Source organism: Sphingomonas ginsengisoli An et al. 2013, from assembly GCF_009363895.1.
Classification (GTDB): Bacteria; Pseudomonadota; Alphaproteobacteria; order Sphingomonadales; family Sphingomonadaceae; genus Sphingomicrobium; species Sphingomicrobium ginsengisoli.
In genome coordinates this window covers 2,517,504-2,535,513 of the sequence record NZ_CP045434.1, presented here as the reverse complement: position 1 = coordinate 2,535,513, position 18,010 = coordinate 2,517,504, and the positions used below count along the sequence as shown (strand labels likewise).

Annotated in this window: 16 protein-coding genes; 6 read left to right on the top strand and 10 right to left on the bottom strand. The window is 63.2% G+C overall.

The annotated features are described in order from the left end of the window. Window positions 1-2: 2 nt before the first annotated feature. The 3 genes from GCU42_RS12405 to GCU42_RS12395 form a co-directional block, all read right to left on the bottom strand. On the bottom strand, window positions 3-1,868 hold the full coding sequence (locus tag GCU42_RS12405) for a DUF885 domain-containing protein (RefSeq protein WP_114229132.1): 1,866 nt from the start codon (window positions 1,866-1,868) through the stop codon (window positions 3-5). 95 nt (window positions 1,869-1,963) lie between these two features. Continuing rightward, complete coding sequence (locus GCU42_RS12400) at window positions 1,964-2,854, bottom strand: RcnB family protein (protein ID WP_114229133.1); 891 nt, start codon at window positions 2,852-2,854, stop codon at window positions 1,964-1,966. 64 nt (window positions 2,855-2,918) lie between these two features. Then, window positions 2,919-3,407, bottom strand: coding sequence for a (2Fe-2S)-binding protein (locus GCU42_RS12395; protein ID WP_114229134.1), 489 nt, complete (start codon window positions 3,405-3,407; stop codon window positions 2,919-2,921). 46 nt (window positions 3,408-3,453) lie between these two features. Between GCU42_RS12395 and GCU42_RS12390 the strand changes: the two genes are divergently transcribed. Further along, a complete protein-coding gene (locus GCU42_RS12390) occupies window positions 3,454-4,239 on the top strand; it encodes an alpha/beta fold hydrolase (RefSeq protein WP_114229135.1) in 786 nt (261 codons plus the stop codon). Window positions 4,240-4,274: 35 nt separating this feature from the next. Next, the gene (locus GCU42_RS12385) at window positions 4,275-4,997 is read left to right on the top strand and encodes an energy transducer TonB (RefSeq protein ID WP_114229136.1); all 723 of its coding nucleotides are present in this window, start codon (window positions 4,275-4,277) and stop codon (window positions 4,995-4,997) included. Here GCU42_RS12385 and GCU42_RS12380 read toward each other — a convergent pair. The 3 genes from GCU42_RS12380 to GCU42_RS12365 all read right to left on the bottom strand — a co-directional run bounded on the left by GCU42_RS12380 (window position 4,994) and on the right by GCU42_RS12365 (window position 7,495). Next, on the bottom strand, window positions 4,994-6,358 hold the full coding sequence (locus GCU42_RS12380) for a L,D-transpeptidase scaffold domain-containing protein (protein ID WP_114229137.1): 1,365 nt from the start codon (window positions 6,356-6,358) through the stop codon (window positions 4,994-4,996). The two genes, GCU42_RS12385 and GCU42_RS12380, sit on opposite strands and share 4 nt — an antisense overlap. 14 nt (window positions 6,359-6,372) lie before the next feature. Continuing rightward, the gene (locus GCU42_RS15135) at window positions 6,373-6,957 is read right to left on the bottom strand and encodes a hypothetical protein (protein ID WP_162789376.1); all 585 of its coding nucleotides are present in this window, start codon (window positions 6,955-6,957) and stop codon (window positions 6,373-6,375) included. Between the two features lie 295 nt (window positions 6,958-7,252). Continuing rightward, window positions 7,253-7,495, bottom strand: a complete 243-nt coding sequence (locus GCU42_RS12365; protein WP_081420087.1) for a DUF2188 domain-containing protein — start codon at window positions 7,493-7,495, stop codon at window positions 7,253-7,255. Window positions 7,496-7,618: 123 nt separating this feature from the next. On the opposite strand from GCU42_RS12365, the gene GCU42_RS12360 reads away from it, so the two are divergent. The 3 genes from GCU42_RS12360 to GCU42_RS12350 all read left to right on the top strand — a co-directional run bounded on the left by GCU42_RS12360 (window position 7,619) and on the right by GCU42_RS12350 (window position 12,404). Next, window positions 7,619-8,896, top strand: a complete 1,278-nt coding sequence (locus GCU42_RS12360) for an AAA family ATPase (RefSeq protein ID WP_235577910.1) — start codon at window positions 7,619-7,621, stop codon at window positions 8,894-8,896. Then, window positions 8,889-11,387: a S8 family peptidase gene (locus GCU42_RS12355; RefSeq protein WP_114229177.1), complete on the top strand. Its 2,499-nt coding sequence runs from the start codon at window positions 8,889-8,891 to the stop codon at window positions 11,385-11,387. The genes GCU42_RS12360 and GCU42_RS12355 overlap by 8 nt, the downstream gene beginning before the upstream one ends. 531 nt (window positions 11,388-11,918) lie before the next feature. After that, window positions 11,919-12,404, top strand: coding sequence for a toll/interleukin-1 receptor domain-containing protein (locus tag GCU42_RS12350; RefSeq protein ID WP_235577909.1), 486 nt, complete (start codon window positions 11,919-11,921; stop codon window positions 12,402-12,404). A gap of 62 nt (window positions 12,405-12,466) precedes the next feature. Here GCU42_RS12350 and GCU42_RS12345 read toward each other — a convergent pair whose 3' ends face one another. From GCU42_RS12345 to GCU42_RS12330, 4 genes are read right to left on the bottom strand one after another with little or no spacing between them, the layout of a single operon-like run. Beyond that, complete coding sequence (locus tag GCU42_RS12345; RefSeq protein ID WP_152569578.1) at window positions 12,467-13,063, bottom strand: toll/interleukin-1 receptor domain-containing protein; 597 nt, start codon at window positions 13,061-13,063, stop codon at window positions 12,467-12,469. 33 nt (window positions 13,064-13,096) lie between these two features. Continuing rightward, the gene (locus GCU42_RS12340; RefSeq protein ID WP_056878445.1) at window positions 13,097-13,753 is read right to left on the bottom strand and encodes a Thoeris type III anti-phage system protein ThcA; all 657 of its coding nucleotides are present in this window, start codon (window positions 13,751-13,753) and stop codon (window positions 13,097-13,099) included. A gap of 2 nt (window positions 13,754-13,755) precedes the next feature. Beyond that, entirely contained in the window at window positions 13,756-14,916 is a 1,161-nt protein-coding gene (locus GCU42_RS12335) for a Thoeris type III anti-phage system protein ThcB4 (protein WP_114229175.1), read from the bottom strand. An 8-nt stretch (window positions 14,917-14,924) separates the two neighbouring features. After that, complete coding sequence (locus GCU42_RS12330) at window positions 14,925-15,413, bottom strand: TIR domain-containing protein (protein WP_056878443.1); 489 nt, start codon at window positions 15,411-15,413, stop codon at window positions 14,925-14,927. Between the two features lie 477 nt (window positions 15,414-15,890). On the opposite strand from GCU42_RS12330, the gene GCU42_RS12325 reads away from it, so the two are divergent. Continuing rightward, window positions 15,891-17,936, top strand: coding sequence for a ParB/RepB/Spo0J family partition protein (locus GCU42_RS12325; protein ID WP_056878442.1), 2,046 nt, complete (start codon window positions 15,891-15,893; stop codon window positions 17,934-17,936). Window positions 17,937-18,010 lie beyond the last annotated feature (74 nt).

The following is an 18,010-nucleotide window of genomic DNA, read 5'->3' as shown; positions in this document are numbered from 1 at the left end:
CCTCACGCCGCCTTCTTGCTCGCAATCCAGCGGTCGATCTTCTGCTCGAGGATCGTGAGCGGCAGCGCGCCGGTCATCAGCACCTGCGCATGGAATTCGCGGATGTCGAACTTGGGCCCGAGCTCGGTCTCGGCCTTCTTGCGCAGCCGCTGGATGGTCAGCGCGCCCAGCTTGTAGGCGAGCGCCTGGCTGGGAATGGCGATGTAGCGCTCGACCTCGGCGGTGGCGTCGGTCCGGCTCATCCCCGAATGGCCAAGCATGTAGGCGATCGCCTGGTCGCGGGTCCAACCCTTGGAATGGATGCCCGTGTCCACCACCAGCCGCATCGCCCGCAACATCTCGTCATTCAAGGTGCCGAAGCGCTGATAGGGGTCCTTGTAGAAGCCCATCTCGTAGCCGAGCGTCTCCGAATAAAGCGCCCAGCCTTCCACATATGCCGTGTTGCCACCGAAGCGCATGAACTCGGGCAAGTCCTTGTTCTCCTGCGCTAGGCTGATCTGGAAGTGGTGGCCCGGCTCACCCTCGTGGAGGAACAGCGTCGTCTCCTCCCACGTGCTGCGCGACGGGAGGTCATAGGCGTTGAAGTAGAAGGTGCCGGGCCGGCTGCCATCGACCGTGCCCTGCTCATACGAGCCGCCGGCCTCGAACTTCTCGCGGAACGGCTCGTAGGGGCGGATCACCAGCGGCGCCTTGGGCAGCGTGCTGAAGAAGCGCGGGGTCTGCGCCTCGACCGCCTTGCCGATCCGGTAATAGTCCTGCGTCAGGCTCTCGCGGCTCTGCGGCTGGAAGCGCTTGGCGGTGCGCATATAGTCGAAGAATTGCGGCAGCGTGCCCTTGAAGCCGACTTCCTTGCGGACGCCTTCGAAGCCGGCGGTGATCCGCGCGACCTCGGACAGGCCGAGCTGGTGGATCTCCTCCGGGCTCATGTCGAGCGTGGTCGTCGACTTGACGAGGTAGCGGTAAAGCTGGTCCCCGCCCTTCATCTGGCTGAGCCCGACGCTGTCGCGCGCGTGCGGCAGATATTCGTCGCGCAGGAAATTCCGCAGCTTGGTCAGCGCCGGGTAAAGCTCGGTGACGATCGCCTGCCGCGTCGCCGTCCGCAGTCGCGCCTGGTCGGCGGCGCTGATCCCGGCGGGGAATTCCTTGACCGGGCCGTAGTAAGGCGAATCCTCGGGCCGCTGCTTCAGTTGCGTGTCGAGCTGCTCGATCATGTTGCGGACGGTCAGCTTGGTGTCGACCACGCCGCTCGCCAGCCCCTCGCGCCAGCGGCCGATCGCCCGGTCGATATAGACCACCGCCTGGTGGTGGCGAGTGAGGTTGTCCTCATAATCCTTGAGCGTCTTGAACGGCGCCGCGCCCTTGCCGCTCGCGAAGGTCGGGTAGAAAGTGTGGAAGCCGTAGAAGTGGTTCATCGGCCGCACCTTGGTCAGCGCCAGCAGGTCGGGCTGGAGCCCGCGCAGCGTGTCCTCGGTCGAAAATTTGAAGGTATCGTAGGCGAGCTGGTCGGTCTCATCGAGCACCGCCCGGTTCACCGTCTGCAGCGCCGCCAGATCATGCTCGGCCGCCGCTTTCTCGCCGGCGTAATAAGCGTCGGTGATGCTGTCGCCGAGCTGGTCGGCATAGCGCATGTCGCCGCGGAACAGCGCGTTCAATGGATTGCGCTTGAGGCTCGCCTCGTCGCTGGCGGTGAAGATGGCGAACAGCTTGGCATGCTCGCTTTGCGCCGTCGCGGCCGGGGCCGGGGCCGGCGGCGGGGTGACGATGTCGGTGAGGTTGTCGGGTGCGAGCGGCGCGGGCGCCGGCGCGGGCGTCGTCGCGCAGGCGGCGAGCGACACGAGGCTGGCGGACAACAGGAGCAGGCGGGTCATCGGCAAACCTCGATTGAGTGAATTGGGGTTGTCGATACGAAAACGGGCGCTGCCCCTCAAGGCAACGCCCGCTTCGATGAGGGGGGTGTCCCGCTCTACCAGAAGAAGGACTGGATCGCGTCGACCACCCGGCCGTCGCGCACGTCGATCAACAGCGCGTCGTCGTAATATCGCACCCAGCGATAGGGCCAGCTGACCGGCGGCAGGCTGTAGTAGCTCGGATCGCTCAGCCAATATTGGTCCGAATAATAGTTCGGGTAGAGCTGATAGCCGATCCCGATCTGCTGATAGCCCCAGCCGAACGGATCGATGTAGGCGCCGATCCGGAAGATCGAGCGGTTGGCGTTGCGATAGCGCTGCCAGTCGTAGCGCGGGTCACGGCGCCAGTCGCGGCTCCAGTTGCCACCGTTGCGGCCGTCACGACCGGTCCACGTGCCATTATAACGCCCGTCGCGCCCGGTCCACGTGCCGTTATTGCGTCCATCGCGCCCATCGCGGCCCTGCCAGCGGCCGTCACGGTTGGGATCGCGCCCGTCGCGATAGCCGTAGGTGCCGCCGTCGATCCGCACCACCGGGCTGGGGGCAGTCGCGTTGGGACGGTCACCGCCGCGGCGATCGCGCGAACGCCAGTCGGCGACATTGTTGGGGGTCGGCTGGCCGGGCGCGCCGTTGAACACCGGCGGCTGCGGCTGCTGACCGCCGCGGCCCTGCCAACGCTGGCCGCCATTGGGATCGGCTGGACGCCCGCCGTCGAAGCGGCGCTGCGAGCGATCGAACTGCGGCGCCGGCGCGTCGACGCGCTGGACCTGGGGGGCCGCCGGAGCGGGCCGCTCGAACCGCGGCTGCGGGCGCTCGGCGCGCTCCTGCCGCTGTTCCTGGCGCTGCTCGACACGAGCGGCGCGGGCGTCGCGATGATCCTGATCACCGGGGTCGGCCAGCGCCGGAGTCGCGGCCGAAAGAAGCAGCAGGGGAATGAGAAAACGCATGGTTCACACTCGCTTAGCTAAAGGTCGTTAGCCGCCAATTGCGCCTTTGCCGATGAGCGGCGGCTTAACGCTTCGGTAGCGCAACGTTCACCGACGGGGCGGGCTGGGCGAGCGCCGCCGAAGCGCGCGCGATCGCCTTCAGGATTCGCGGTTGCGCCCCGCAGGCGCAGCGATTGGGCAGCGCCTCGATCTGCTCGCGACTCGGCCGCGGGCTCGCCTGCAGCAGCGCCGCGATCGCCATGATGAAGCCCGGCTCGCAAAAGCCGCACTGGGTGACCTGCTCGGCCAGCCACGCCTGCTGCACTGGATGCGCGCGATCCGCCGACAGCCCTTCGATGGTCGTCACCACCGACCCCTCGAGCGAGCCGAGCGGTAACTGGCAGCTGAGCTGCGCGCGCCCGTCGACGATCACCGTGCAGGCGCCGCAGCCGCCGTCGTCGCAGCCGTGCTTGGTGCCGGTGAGGTTCGACGCCTCGCGCAGCGCCCACAGCAAGGGCGTCTGCGGGTCGAGCTTATATTCGAGTGCCTGGCCGTTGACGGTCATCCGGGTCATTCCCCACGGCTAGCCGCCGCGACCCCGACCTGCCAAGAGCAGGCCGATGGGAGCGATCGACACGGATGCCGGCCGGATTGGCCTGATCGAACAGGGCCATGGCGGAACATCGCTGGTGCTTCTCCACGGGGTCGGCTCGGACAAGAGCGTGTGGCAGCCCCAGCTCGACGCCTTCGGTGGAGAGCGGCGGACGGTCGCGCTCGACTATCCCGGCTATGGCGACAGCGCGCCGCGCGCCGGCGCCGGGCTCGACGACTTCGCCGCTTCCTGCTGGGCCGCGCTCGACGCGCTCGGCATCGAGAACGCGCACCTGTGCGGCCTGTCGCTCGGCGGGGTGGTAGCCATCGCGATGTATGCCGCGGCGCCCGAGCGCTGTGCCTCGCTCATTCTCGCCGACAGCTTCGCACGGCATCCCGACGGGCAGGCGATCCACGATCGCTCGGTCGCCGCCGCCGCCAATCTCGGCATGCGCGGGCTGGCCGAGGCGCGGGTCGGCGCGCTGGTTGCTCCGGGAACCTCGGCGGTGCTGCAGGCCAACCTGATCGAGACGATGGCGGCGATCGACCCCGCGGCCTACGTCCAGGGCGCAGCGGCGGTGTGGCTCGCCGACCAGCGCGAGCGGGTTAGTCTCATTCGCTGCCCGGTGCTGATCCTGTGCGGCAGCGAGGACGCCATCACGCCCCCGGCGCTGAGCGAGGACCTCAAAGACCGCATTCCCCATGCGGCGCTGGTCGAGATCGTCGGCGCCGGCCACCTCAGCAACATCGAGCAGCCGGCGATCTTCAACCGCGTACTCGCCGGCTTCCTCGCCGGGGTCGAGGACGCACGCTGACACCCGAGCCGGCAACGTGCGTTGATGGCTGCGTCATGCCTTACCGCACCGACCGCCGCGACCGCGCCAAGTCCCTCGGATTGGTGCTCGGCGTGCACCTCGCGCTCGGGCTGGCGCTGATCGCCGGCTTGCGCGGCCCCGCCCTCATCCGCGCCGCGCGCGACCAGCTGACCACCTTCGACGTCGCGCCGCCTCCGCCGACTCCACTCCCACCGCCGGCGCGCGAGACGCAGGCCGCGCCCAAGGAAGCCGAAGGGGCGACCGACCTCGCGGCCAAGCCCGCGCCGGTCATCCTGCCGGTCCCGCCACGCCCGCTGCCCACCCCGCTACCGGTCGCGCGCGAACCCGCGCCAGTGACGGGACGCGACCAGTCGAGCGGCGCCGGGCTCCAGTCCGGTACGGGCAATGGCGCGGGCGCCAACGGTGCCGGGATTGGCGGAGGCGGCAACGGCGGGCAGGGTGACGGGGTCGGTCGCGGCACCGGGGCGCGCTGGCTCGGCGGCGGGTTGGCTCGCCCCGACTATCGCGTGATCCGCTCCTACGACGTTCCCGCCGGCAGCGCCGCTTATGCGATCAGGGTCGACGCGAGCGGCCGCGCGACCGACTGCCGGGCGCGACAGAGCAGCGGCGACTCCGAACTCGATGCGGTCATCTGCCAGATGCTGGTGCCCCGCCTGCGCTTCGCCCCCGCGCGCGACTCGGCGGGCCGCCCACGCCCCGACGAGATCACCTACATCGCCAACTGGTCGCGCCGCTAGCGCGCGGCGACTGCCCGCGTCGGCGCGGCACTGCCGCCGAACAGCACCACCATCCGGCTCGCGTCGCGTTTGTAGATGTCGTCGTGGACCGCATAAACGCCGTCGCCGCTCGGCACCGCGGTCAAATAGGTAATGTAGACGGGGACGGGCCGGTCGAGCGGCACTTGCTGCTCGGGCGTCGCCCCGGCGGCCTTGAGCGAACGGCCGTAGAGCCACTGCGCCAGCCGCGGCGCGGCTTCGAGCCGGACGCACCCGCCAGAGAACAACCGCGACGCCTCGCCGAACAATTCGGTCGAGGGCGTGTCGTGGAGGTAGATGCCCTGCTCGTTGGGGAACATGAACTTCATCACCCCCATCGAATTGCCCGCGCCGGGTTCCTGCCGCAGCCGGACCTGGATTCGGCCCGCGGCCACCCCCGCCCAGTCGACCTTGGTCGGATCGGCGATCGTCGCATTGTCCGACCAGTCCGACAGCAACCGGTAGCCGTGCTGCCTGAGATAGCCGACGCCCGACTTGACCACGAACGGCGCGACCCGCTCGGCGGCGAGGTCGGCCGGGACGTTCCAATAGGGCCGCAACACCGTGTAGCGGATCAGCCCCGCCATCATCGGGGTCGGGTAGATCGGCTTGCCGACCACGACCTTCATCGAATCGACGGTGGCGCCCTGCTCCCACATCGTCAGCCTTTGCTCGGCGGCGTTGACGAGCACATACCGGCCGGCATCGGGCGCGGGCAGCAGGCGCGCGCGCTCGAGGTTGACGGCGAGGAGCTGGCGCGCGGGCTCGTCGGCCGCCTGCAGGATGTCGCGGCGAAGCGCGGCGTAATAAGGATGCATCCAGCCCATCGCCTGGAGATAGGCGGTAAGCGAGGGCGCGGCGGCGGCGGCCTCGAGCGCGGCACGCGGGCTGGGCGCCGCTGGACGCAGCGCCGGATCGACGAAGATGGTGCCAAGGTCGTTGGCGCGGAACTTGAGGTCGCGGACGTAGGCGCCGAACGCGCGGCTCAGCAGCACTTCCTGCGCGCGCCGATCGCGCTTCCAGAAAGAGCGTTCGATGTCGGCGACATGATAGGTGGCGGGGTCGAGCCCGTCGACGCGGGCGTCGCGCAGCAACGTGAGCAGGGCCTCGGCCGCGCCTTCATTGCCCGGCGCCAGCCACAGCGGCTGGCCGCCGCGCGCGGCATAGAAATCGTCGACCGACTGACCGGTCGCAGATGGCGCCACCGTGGCCGGTCGCGCGATCGCCGCCGCGGCCGGCGCGCTCGCCAGCAGCGCGGGCAACGCCAGCGCGCAGAACAGACGTGCCGGCCGCGCGAGGCGACCGGCACGCGAAAACGACTTCGGATACGCGAAGCCTGTCACGGGAACGCGGACGCTTAGCCGCGCTCGCCGCTGCGCACGGGGGCGCTGTAGGTCGGAGCCGGGGCCGGAGCCGGCGCCGGGGCGGCCTGCGGCGGCGCACCCTGATAATATTGGCCGTTGTAGACGTAGCCGTCGACCTGGCCGTCATTGTTGTTGTCGGCCCAGACCGCGCCGGCGAGACCGCCGACTACCGCGCCCGCGACCGCACCGGTCAGGACGCTGACGCCCGGGATCACCGCGCCGGCCACCGCGCCCAGCGCCGCGCCGCCGATCGCCCCGGTCGCCACGCGGCCGGTGGTGCTGTCCCAACCCGACGGAGCACCCTGATAATATTGCCCGTTCTGGACGTAGCCGTCGGCATAGCCGTCGTTGTTGCGATCGGCCCACACCGCGCCGGCGAGACCGCCGACCGCGGCACCGACCGCGGCGCCCGCGATCGTGCTGACACCCGGGAGCGCCGCACCCGCGACCGCGCCGACGCCTGCGCCGACCGCGGCGCCCGTGGCGGCGTCGGCCATGCCGTCATTGTTGTAAGTGCTGCACGCACCCAGCGAAACGGATCCGGCCAGCAAAATGGCCAGTGCAGTCTTCTTCATCATGCCTTCTCCCGATGAGTCAGTGGCAGACCGCGCGCGAAAGGACCGGACAGGCCCGATCGCACCTTGCGCACGCAGTCAGCGGGAGTTGGAACGCAACCGTCACGGCCAAGGTTCCGGGCCAGGTTCGGCGGCGTTGCGGAAGGGGCGAAGGCGCTGGCGGGCAGTGCCCGACGAAGATGAGCACTATGAAGTCGTCATAAGCATCTGATTACAGATATGAAAGTTTAGTCTGTGCGGCGATCGGCAGCTATAGGTGCCGATCGCGCGCCTTTGGGTAGCCATGGAGGGGTTTCGGCTATCCTTTGATGTTGCGAGGATCATTTCCATGCGAGTCTGACTGTCCGATCCGGCCATCCCGGTTATGGATTTTCAGTTCCGTCTCGGCATTTCTGCTGATCTGACGACCACGATCCACTGCATCCTGTTTGATGTTGAAATGGCCGCTCGATCGGTCGCTGCCTCCGCGACGGACGTCCCATCCGCCTTTCGGGTTCGGGACCACGTGATGGGTGCCCCCACTGCTCTTACCTTTGGACATTGGCGAATTCCTTTCGTTTTGCCGTGATCCACGCCCGGTTTTGCAACAAGCCTCACTTCATGTGCAACGGATGGCTAGTGTTACGCATCGAGCAAGAAGGCAGATACAACAATTTTGATTGACATGCAACATTTGTCGCATTATATGCACCATACGACATTAAGCATGCATCAAATCACGGATTTAGCGCACATGGAGCACTTCTCAATCATACAGGCCCTTTGCCGGGCAGCCATGGCGGAGCCGTCGCCAGCATTGCGCAAGCAGGTCGAGCGATTGCGTGATGCCTTGAGTAAGGATGGAGAGGATAAGCAGGCGGCGTCGCTTGGCGGCATACTGGCTGCGGCGGAGCGCCTGAAAGAGATGGCTCCCAGCCGTATCGAGCGCTCTCGCGCAACGCTTCCCGGTGAAGTGCTGGGCCGTAATACGCCAGTGCCCGTGGACCGTGAAACTGCGGCACCGCTGGCGGAGATTATCTTTCCCGCAGAGATCAATGCAGATTCGCCATTGTTCAATCCGACCGTTGCTCAAGCGGTCAGCACGATCATTGATGAGTGGACAAACTTTGAAGCACTGTCAGCCGTCGACATTTCGCCGGCGAAAACCTGCTTGGTTTATGGAGCACCAGGCACCGGGAAGACGCGCTTGGCTCTCTGGATCGCGCGCAAGCTGGATTTGCCAGTGATACTTGTTAAGTTGGATGGGCTGGTCTCTTCGTTTCTTGGGACGACAGCCAGGAACATCGGGAATCTGTTTACGTTTGCCAACCGCTATCGCTGTGTTCTTCTGCTCGATGAATTCGACGCAATTGCGAAGGTGCGGGATGATCCGCAAGAGGTCGGCGAAATAAAGCGTGTTGTAAATGCACTTCTTCAAAACTTGGATGTGCGTCAGAATATTGGTCTCACCATTGGTATCACCAATCATCCTAAGCTTCTTGATCCTGCGGTCTGGCGCCGCTTTGAGATCCAGCTAGAGATTCCGAAGCCCGATTTTGCTGTGAGAAAGGCGATAGCGCAGCACTTCATGCCGCCGGTCCAGGCACCGGACAGTCATCTCCGATTAATTGCGTGGTTTACCGAAGGGTCAACTGGCGCGGAAATCGAAGCGCTTGTTCGTACTTACAAGAAAGCCACGACGGTTCGAGAGGAGGATCGTCGCGGCTTGCTAGATACGCTCCGGCAATTCGCAACGCTCAATGCAGCGCGCATTCAAAGCGAGCGGCGAGCACTTTTGTTTGACGATCCGGCCAACCTCTTTCGAGCGATGCATGAGGATCCCGCACTTGCGTTTTCCATGGGCGATATTGGGGATATCGCCGGGAAGGATAAATCCACAATCAGCAGATGGCTTGGTCGTCAGGGCGGAAAATCGGGTGATGGCGAGGTGACGCATGGCTAGTCCTATTCAGATCGTCCTCAACCCGGAGAATTTCGAGGAGGCGCGCGAGGCCGGCGGCGGCGGCGGGCGCAAGGATTTCTTCGCCAACCGGGATCGCGATTTTGGCGCACACAAGGCTGCGCTTATGAGCCAGCTCGACACGATAGCCGATGTCCTTTCTGCGCAATCGCAAGGTCCCATTGGTTATGTGAAGGTAATCCTGAAACGGGAGGCTTGGGCCAAAAGTCATCGTCCCGTCGGGGCGCTGTTCCGAAATGACCGCGCACCAGTCGTTGGAGGTGGCGACCTTGGCGTCATGATTGTCGAGGGGCATCCATCCGCGCTTGCGAAGGTCAAGGCTGAGATCGGGAAAGCCGAAACGCTGACGCGCATGAAGTTCGATGAAAACAAGGGGAAGGACGTTCCCAACCCTTCCGCTCAGAAGAGCGAAACCGGGGCCATCGAGCGGATTGAACTCTATGGGGCATCCGATAAGCGCAGGTTTTCCGTCGAGGAGGCCGTTGCCTGGCTTTCAAACCCCATGACCGGCAGTGGGTATGAGGTTGAGTTGTTTGACGTGGTGCCTCCGCGATCTGAGTGGGATCGTCTTGATGACTCCCATCGTCGTCTCGTCGAATCCTTCGTAAACGGGTTTAACCGTCTTGGTTACAGCATGTCGGTCGAGCGCTTGCCCATTGGGCGAAACAAGTTGCCGATGCTGGCAGTACGCCTTGATCAAGCTGGTGATGGCGCAATTCTGCGCCTCACTGGAACGCCGACCAAAGAGCGACGTGATCTGGCTCCCTTCGATCCAGATATTCAGCGTCACGGTAGACTGCTGGATTTTCTCGACAAGCACCCGCTGGTGAAGCGCATTGAACTGCCTGGTATCGTCGTGCGTTCGGCCCGGCCTCCGGCACCTGCGCGTGTCCGTCCGGATAATGTCACCATGCCCGTTCGCGACAGTCGGCGTTCCCATCCGAAGCTGGGAATCATTGACGGAGGTCTCAGCCCGACATTGGCAGATTGGGTTATCGATCGATGGGATGTTCTTGCTGATGAAGACATGGACCTGTCTCACGGCACGTTTATTGGCGGCCTTGCGGTGGCGGGTTCCAGCCTCAACGGTGCAGCCACATGCCCGGAGGCAGATGGGACGGAGCTTGTCGATCTCGCGATTTTTCCCAACGAAAGGAAAGCGGGCGCTTTCGCATCCTATTATTCGGGCGGACTTCCACATTTCTTCGATGAAATGGATGCTGCTGTGGCGGATGCCCGTGCGCGACATGGTGTGCGCGTATTTAATATGAGTCTGAACATTCTTCAGCCTGCTGCGCCTGACAGATATAGTCCGCACGCCGTCCGTCTGGATCGTCTCGCGGAGGAAAATAACGCTGTGGTGTTCGTGTCGGCAGGCAACATCCAGCCGCAGGATCTCCGAGCGGAGTGGCCGTCTGACGCTGCGGCAGCTTTGGCTAACCTGGCGCTTGCTCGTAACGATGGTCTTCTCACTCCGGCAGAAAGCGCCCGGAACGTCGCTGTGGCGGCTGTTAACCCGCCTGACCATGCGGGTTGCCTGCCATTCGCACCCACCCGCTTCAGCCGCAGGGGGCCGGGGCTTCGTTCTGGCGTCAAGCCTGATCTCGCTCATGTCGGTGGCTCTGGCACGCTGCATCCGACATTGGGACATGGCCTATTCTCCATTTTGCCAGATGGCACGGTCACTGATGGTTGTGGGACCAGTTACGCCTCGCCGTTGGTCGCAAAAACAGCGGCGGCCCTTGATCATGCAATCGAAGGGGAAGTATCGCGAGAAACGTTGATTGGTTTGCTGGTCCACCATGCGGAGATACCTGAGCCGTTACGCGCCAAGGAGTTGGGGGCTGTAGCTCGCCATTTGGTCGGCTTTGGAATGCCACCTTCTGCAGAGCGAATTTTGGAGACTGGCGATCACTCCATCACTCTGGTGTTCGCATCTCGTATTCAGCACGGCCAGCAGATTAGTTTCCGATTTCCGTGGCCGGCGTCACTTGTTGGTCCAGGAGGAAAGTGCCGGGGGCGTGCGAAGCTCACTCTTGTAACTACACCTCCGCTGGACGCGAGATTCGGCTCGGAGTTCGTTAGGATCAACATCGATGCCGCCCTTCAACAGGAGCAAGCCAAAGGTTGGAAGGGGCGATTGGACCCATTGTACCTCCCTTCTTCTCGTGGTGCCCATGCGGTAGAAGCTGAACGTATCGAGCATGATCTCAAGTGGAGCCCGGTCAAGGTCTTTGGAAAGACATTCCCACAGGGCGTTGGACCATCATCGAACTGGCGTCTGTTCATTGAATACCTGACACGAACCGGCGAAGTTATGCCTGATGAAGGCGTTCCTTTCACAGCGATCCTGACGATCAGCGACCCTGATGCGGAAAAGCCGGTCTTTAATGATATGCGCCAAAGCCTTCAGGCTATTGGTACGCAGATCGCGGACATTCGCACCGCAGCCCGTATCACGCCGCGCATCTAGCCGTCTCATATAGGAGAAATTACTTGGCTCGTTCGAAAGAGAAGCGAATTGGTTATCTCAGAGGAAAGGGGCCTGATGGAACTGAGGTCGTGGTCAGCGTTTCCAAGATTGGTCGCGACTACAGGATAGGATGTGGATTCAAAGATCACCTCTGCCACCCATCTGTTCGAGATATTGAAGGCGTAAGGCGTGAGGCATTGCTCGTCTTCGACGTGCGCGATGCGACTTACCAGTCAATTTAGATGGGCCGCAAAGCGCAAAAATATGATCCGCGAGTTGGCGGAATGACGAAGGAGAGGAAAAGACATGGCTAGATGCACTGCACCATCGAGGGGGCACCGTTCAGCAGCCGCCGCAGCCGACTGTCCTGCATGCGGGAGCCGGTACGGTCGTTACAGCGGTTACGGTGGCTACGGCAGCGGATATGGCAGCTCTGGATCATACTCAGCACCTTCATATTCGCCCTCAAGGAGCACTGGCGGGTCGGGGCGGCGCACCTCAAAGCCGCGTTGGTCAGGAACTGGCTCGGCTGTGTGGTACACGCCCGAACAAGTGCAGGCGCTTACGCCCGTTCGAGAGAACGTTGAGAATCTGGCAGCCTCGCAGCCTGACCTTCGAGACGTATTTCTTTGCCACGCATGGGATGACAGGCAGGGCTCCGCCAAAGAGCTGCATGATCTGCTCGAAGCGCGCGGTGTCCGCGTGTGGTTCAGTGAGAAGGATCTTGGCCTCGGGGTGCCGATGATGCGGGCGATCGACAAGGGCTTAGTGAATTCGCGCGTCGGTATCGTTTTAGTGACCCCGGCTATGTTGCGACGCCTTCCGGCGGAAGGCATCGCCGACAAGGAACTTTCGGCGCTCCTTCGGCGTGAGCGGCTGGTCCCGGTCGTTCACGGAACGACCTATGACGAGCTTGAGCAGGTCAGTCTTCTGCTAGCCTCCCGAGCCGGGCTGAGCACTGCCGAAGAGTCGATGGCAGATGTCGCGACTAAGATAGCCGAGCTGGTCGCCATTTAGTCGCGCCGGGGTTAAACCGGGGGCCGCGCGGTGTCTTCGCCGAATACGGCAAGTTTGACGTTTCATCGTCCAAGCCCTCCGACTACGCGCGGACGCATGAAGTCTCGACGATCCGCCCGCCAGGAATCGAATGAGCGGGAGTTCGGTGCCTCAAACATCATGATACCGCTTGGCCCCGCGACTACCGGCCTTACCACTTTGAGCCGGCCCTCACCGTCAAGTTCGACATAAGGGTAGAGGCCCAGAAATTCTCGTCCACGATAGTAGCGCTCGTGTTCCTCCAGCACTGGAAGAACGCCGACTGTGCCCTTTGCCGCATCGAACCATCCTAGCTCCCAGCACATCCAGAGTGATTGGACCGCGCCTTCGGTATCGAGAAACAAGAGGGAATCGCTCACGCCCATCGTCGCTCGCACAAACGCAGCGTTTGCTGGTGTGACCTGGCTGCGATCGGCTGCCGGAGCTTCAATCCAGTCGCAAAAGACCTTATAACCCGCGGAGGTGAGGAGGTCATAAACTCCAAGCACGATCTCGGCGTCGCGTATCGTTTGGGATAAGAAGATGTCGTAATGCCCAGACCGCTGCCGAGCCGCACGACCGAGTGCCTCTTCAACCGTCGCCCCCTGCGCTGCGGCGCGACGCTGGGCACGTGCGCGCATCTCGCGTTCCCTTAGAAAAGCCATTGCTCGCGTTTACTCCTTGGCACGAGGTCTCCAGAAACGTTCATCCTCGGCGGCTGGCTGCTCGGCGGGACTTCTGAAACGCTCCTCCTTAACCGATACGCCAAGATGGCGATGAAGGAGTGCCACATAGTCTAGTTCATTGGTGAGATCGGCGGGCAACGCGCCGATTCGTTGCGCCACCTCCAAGGTCGCCCCTCCCGTTGATATGATTGGAATCACGGAGGCTTGCGGCTGCAAGCGACGGAACAGTTCATACTCTTGAATGATTCCACCCATGCCGCCGATAAACACGGCAGCCTTGAACACATGTTCTGAGAACATGCGCTCTCGCATAGCCAACAGGCTTTTCTCACGGTCGCCCTCAATGTCGTCCGTGTAGGTGACGTTCCGGAAGCGTTCGTTGTCTTCAGGGAACTCGTCCTTGAAGTGTCTCGACTGATAGAGTTGAACCCAGCTCCCATAATCGACACCAATGTCATGGGCGACCACCCAAATCATTGGCGTGATGGCTGGCTGACCGCCCCAGACCAGAAGGCGACGTCCTAGCGTAATATGGACCAGAGCAGACACGGCGGCCCCGATCGCCACACTATCGGCTGTGGCAGCATATTCCGGCCCCCGCTTCGGGTCGGGAACGCCGGCAGAAAGGAAGATAGCATCGGCCATGCTCAGTCCTCCCATGCCGCGAGCGCCCAGCCTGCTTCAGACACCTTTATCGCGCGGACGGATAAGATCTGTTCATCCAACCATCGTAGGTGAGCGCTCCAAGCGTCGCGAATGCCGAGATGATCGTACACGAGAACCGGCACTTCGCCTTGCTCGGCGCGTCGCGCCTTCTCCGCAACATCGTTCAATATCTCGGCGGTCGGCACGCCAACAATCGGATAGGCCCAAACCTTGCGATCCCCGATCAACCGCACAGCGATTGCACGATGTGCGCCCACACCTTCGACCGAAGCGTCAATCTTCTCGACATCAGCGCGAAGCTTGCCGGTGATCGACATATAGCGGGCCGCGATGCTCCGGCTCCGCAACCGCTCCACCCGAAGCACTATCGATTCGGCCGTATCATTGATTATCGGACCGTCAGATGCTGTAAGCTCAGCAGGGTCGAGATAAACTGTCTCGGCCATATCGGTCAGCTTGCTTGGCACATGTTCAGGCCAGATCACACGAAGAACTTGGATGTCCTTCGCTCGCGCCCGACCGATCTCTTGTCGGGTCCAGCGGCTATCAAAATAGCCAGGGGTATCGAGCATGACCATCACGTCAGAGTCGACTAGACGGTGCCATAGCACGTCCTGAAAGGGATCGCCCGGACGTATATCATGTGTGTCGAGAAAGACGTCAAAGCCGCGAGCGTTGAGCAAGTCATGAAGCTGAAGCGCCGCGGCGCGAGATTCAACCCGCCGATAACTGACGAATACGCGGCGCTGCCTGCGTAGCAAACCAACGCACTCAAGCATCGCCGCCGCGAGTTCGGTCATTGCTGGATCGTCGGCACGACGTTTCAGACCGTTAGCTGACTGTAGAAACTCTGGCACATGCAGGGCGAAGTCGCCATTGGCAGCGATAGTTGGGATGATCGGCGCGCTCGCAAGCACCAGTTCGTGCGCGGCCTCTATGTCGGTGGGTGCCGCCGCACCGAAAAACACGGCGGCAAAGGCGGCGCGCTTGTCGCGACCCGACACCGTCCCTCCGTCATAAACGAGCACGTCGGTGCCTAACACGAGACCAAAATCCTCGACCATTCCGTGCAAGGTCGCGGTTAGGGCATCACGCTCCTCGGTGGCTGGGCTTCCTAGGATTGCAAGCTCGTAAAGGCTCATGCCTCGCCTCAGCGCCCCGCTGCCACGGCCGCAGCCTCAATCCAGGTCGACATATTATTATAACCATCATCATTGACCCAGTCATAGGTCCTGTAGAGACTGCTGAACGGAACCTTTTTGCCATTCTGCTCGACATGCCAGTAATCGAGAGGGTTCTTTCCTTGAACGTCAGCTCCGAGTTGCGGATCTTTGATACGGTGGATGTCGATGGCGAGGATGCCTTTCTTGAGTTCGTAGCTCCGCTTGATTTCGTGTCGCACCCATTCGCGGTCGTAGGTTTCGGCACCGAACAGCACCACCGTGACCGACGTACCCTTGAGCTGTTCCTCAATCCACTTCTCTATGCCACCGGCGCGCTTCTTGGCCTCCTCAAACTCGGCGGCATCATAGAAGGGCTGCGCCTCACCTTTTGCGCGAACGACCCAGGAATTGCGCACCTGAACGATGCGGCGAACGTCACGCGCATAGTGAAAACTGAAAAAAACTTTCCGGGCCATGCATTACCTCCTTATTTTCTTAGACTATGTTGGTGCGCTTGGGCCGCGCCAGCTGTCGGAATGTGCGTTCCTCATCTGAAAACTGCCATCCCGAAAAAAGAGACAGAATCGCCGTAGTCTATCCTAGCAGAAAATGCGGCGATCAGGATGCACGACTTCCAGCTTCCGAGGCTTTGCCATCCTGATCCGGTTCTCGTGCCCGGCGCCCGCTGGCGCTCATGCCGGGCGGGTGGCTTGTGGGCTCCGCCCCCCGGCGCGGCGCAAGGGATCGCTGACGCTCGGCCGGGACGGTTTCCCCGGCCTTCCGCGCGAATGCGTGTTTCACACTCTCAGTTATGACTTCGATCCGCTTGTGCAGGCCGGGTGATCCCCCTCCGTCCCGGCCGCCCTTGCCCCTTGCACCCCCCGGTCTCGGCGACGGCCAGGGTTTCAGCGCGGCGCTTCGCTGCGCGAAACCCAAGCCAAAGGATCAAGACCATGACCAATACTGTCGAAACGACCGCCACGGTTTCCGAAGCCCCCGCCAATGAGAACGGCGCGGTGCTGTTCGTGCCGCTGAACAAGTTGAAGAAGTCGCCCCGCAACGCCCGCAAGACCCCGCACAGCGAAGCCCATATCGAAGCACTGGCGGCCAGCATCGCCGCCAAGGGGATGCTGCAAAATCTGGTGGTGGAGCCGGAGACGAACGCGGAAGGCGAAGCGACCGGCTTCTATCTCGTCACCATCGGCGAAGGCCGCAGGCTGGCGCAATTGCTGCGCGTCAAGCGCAAGCAGATCAAGAAGTCGGAAGCCATCCGTTGCGTTCTGGATACCGAGAACGACGCAGCGGAAATCTCCCTCGACGAGAATATCACCCGCGAGGCGATGCACCCCGCCGATCAGTATGAGCGCTTCCGTGAACTTGCGGACAATCGTGGTTGGGGCGCGGAGGAAATTGCCGCCCGGTTCGGCGTGACCCCGCATGTCGTCAGGCAGCGGATGCGTCTCGGCGCGGTCAGCCCGAAGTTGATGCAGGTCTATCGCGATGGCGGCTTGTCGCTGGACCAGTTGATGGCCTTCGCCATCACCGAGGATCACGACCGGCAGGAACAGGTGTTCGACAACCTGTCCTATAACCGTGAGCCGTGGATTATCCGCCGCGACCTGACCAAGATGAACGTGGAAGCCAGTGACCGGCGCGCGCGTTTCGTCGGCGCGGACGCATACGCCGAGGCGGGCGGCACGATCATCCGCGACCTCTTCACCGAGGATCGGGGCGGCTATTTCGAGGATGCCGCGTTGCTGGACCGGCTTGTCATCGACAAGCTGGAAAGCATTGCTGCCGAGGTTCAGGCGTCGGAGGGGTGGAAGTGGACTTCGGTTCACATCGATTTCCCCCATGCGCACGGGATGCGCCGCACCTATCCGCATCCGGTGGAATTGTCGGCGGACGATGCCGCCGCCTACACCGCCGCGCAGGAGGAATACGACCGCCTGTCGTCGGAATACGAAGGCTACGACGAACTCCCGGACGAAGCGGATCAGCGGTTCGGGGAGTTGGAAGCGGAGATCAAGCGGATCGACGGCAAGCGTCATGCCTATGATGCCGACGAGATCGCGCGTGGCGGTGTGTTCGTCATCCTGAACCATGACGGCACGGCCCGCATCGAACGCGGCTTCATCCGCGCCGAGGACGAGGCTCCCGAACCGGAAGCGGGCGAAGACGGCGAAACCGTCATCGACGGTGTGCGCGTTAACGGTGATGGCGAAATCATCGAAGATGAGGACGGCGGCGAGGATGAGGAACCCGAACCTCACCCGGAGGACGAGGATGCCGGGGATGCGGGAAAGCCGCTGTCGGACGCGCTCGTCCGCGACCTGACCGCGCATCGCACCCTTGGCCTGCGTCTCGCCCTTGGCGAGCAGCCGGACATGGCGCTTGTCGCCGTGGTTCATGCACTGGCGGCGCAGACCTTCTATCGCGGCGGGGAAGCGTCCTGCCTCGAAATCCGCCTGACCAGCGCGTATCTGGCTTCTCACGCGGACGGGATCGAGGACACGCCCGCCGCGCAGGCGCTGGCGGATCGTCATGCCGGATGGGCATCGGATATGCCCCGCGAGGTGGCGGACCTCTGGGCCTTCGTCGCCGGTCTGGATCAGGCGAGCCTTATGGCCTTGCTCGCCCATTGCGTATCGCTGACCGTCAATGCGGTCAGGACACCGTGGGAGCAGAAGCCGAACGCCCGCGCGACGGCGGAGAAGCTGGCGAGCGCGGTGGCGCTGGACATGACGGCGCACTGGACGCCGACGACGCCGACCTATCTCGACCGCGTCACCAAGGCGCATATCCTCGCCGCCGTTCGTGAAGGTGTCAGCGATGAAGCCGCCGAGCGGATCGCGGGCTTGAAGAAGCCGGAGATGGCGCAGGCCGCCGAACAGCTTCTCGCTGGAACGGGCTGGCTACCGACCGTGCTGCGCACCACGCGACCCGCATGGTTGGAGGCCGAGCCGGAAGCCGACGCCTACCTCCAAGCCGCCGAGTGAGGACCGGGCCGGGATCGCGCAAGCGGTCCCGGCCTTCCTGTTTCCTACCCTTCCCAAAAATCGCGGTCGCGCGG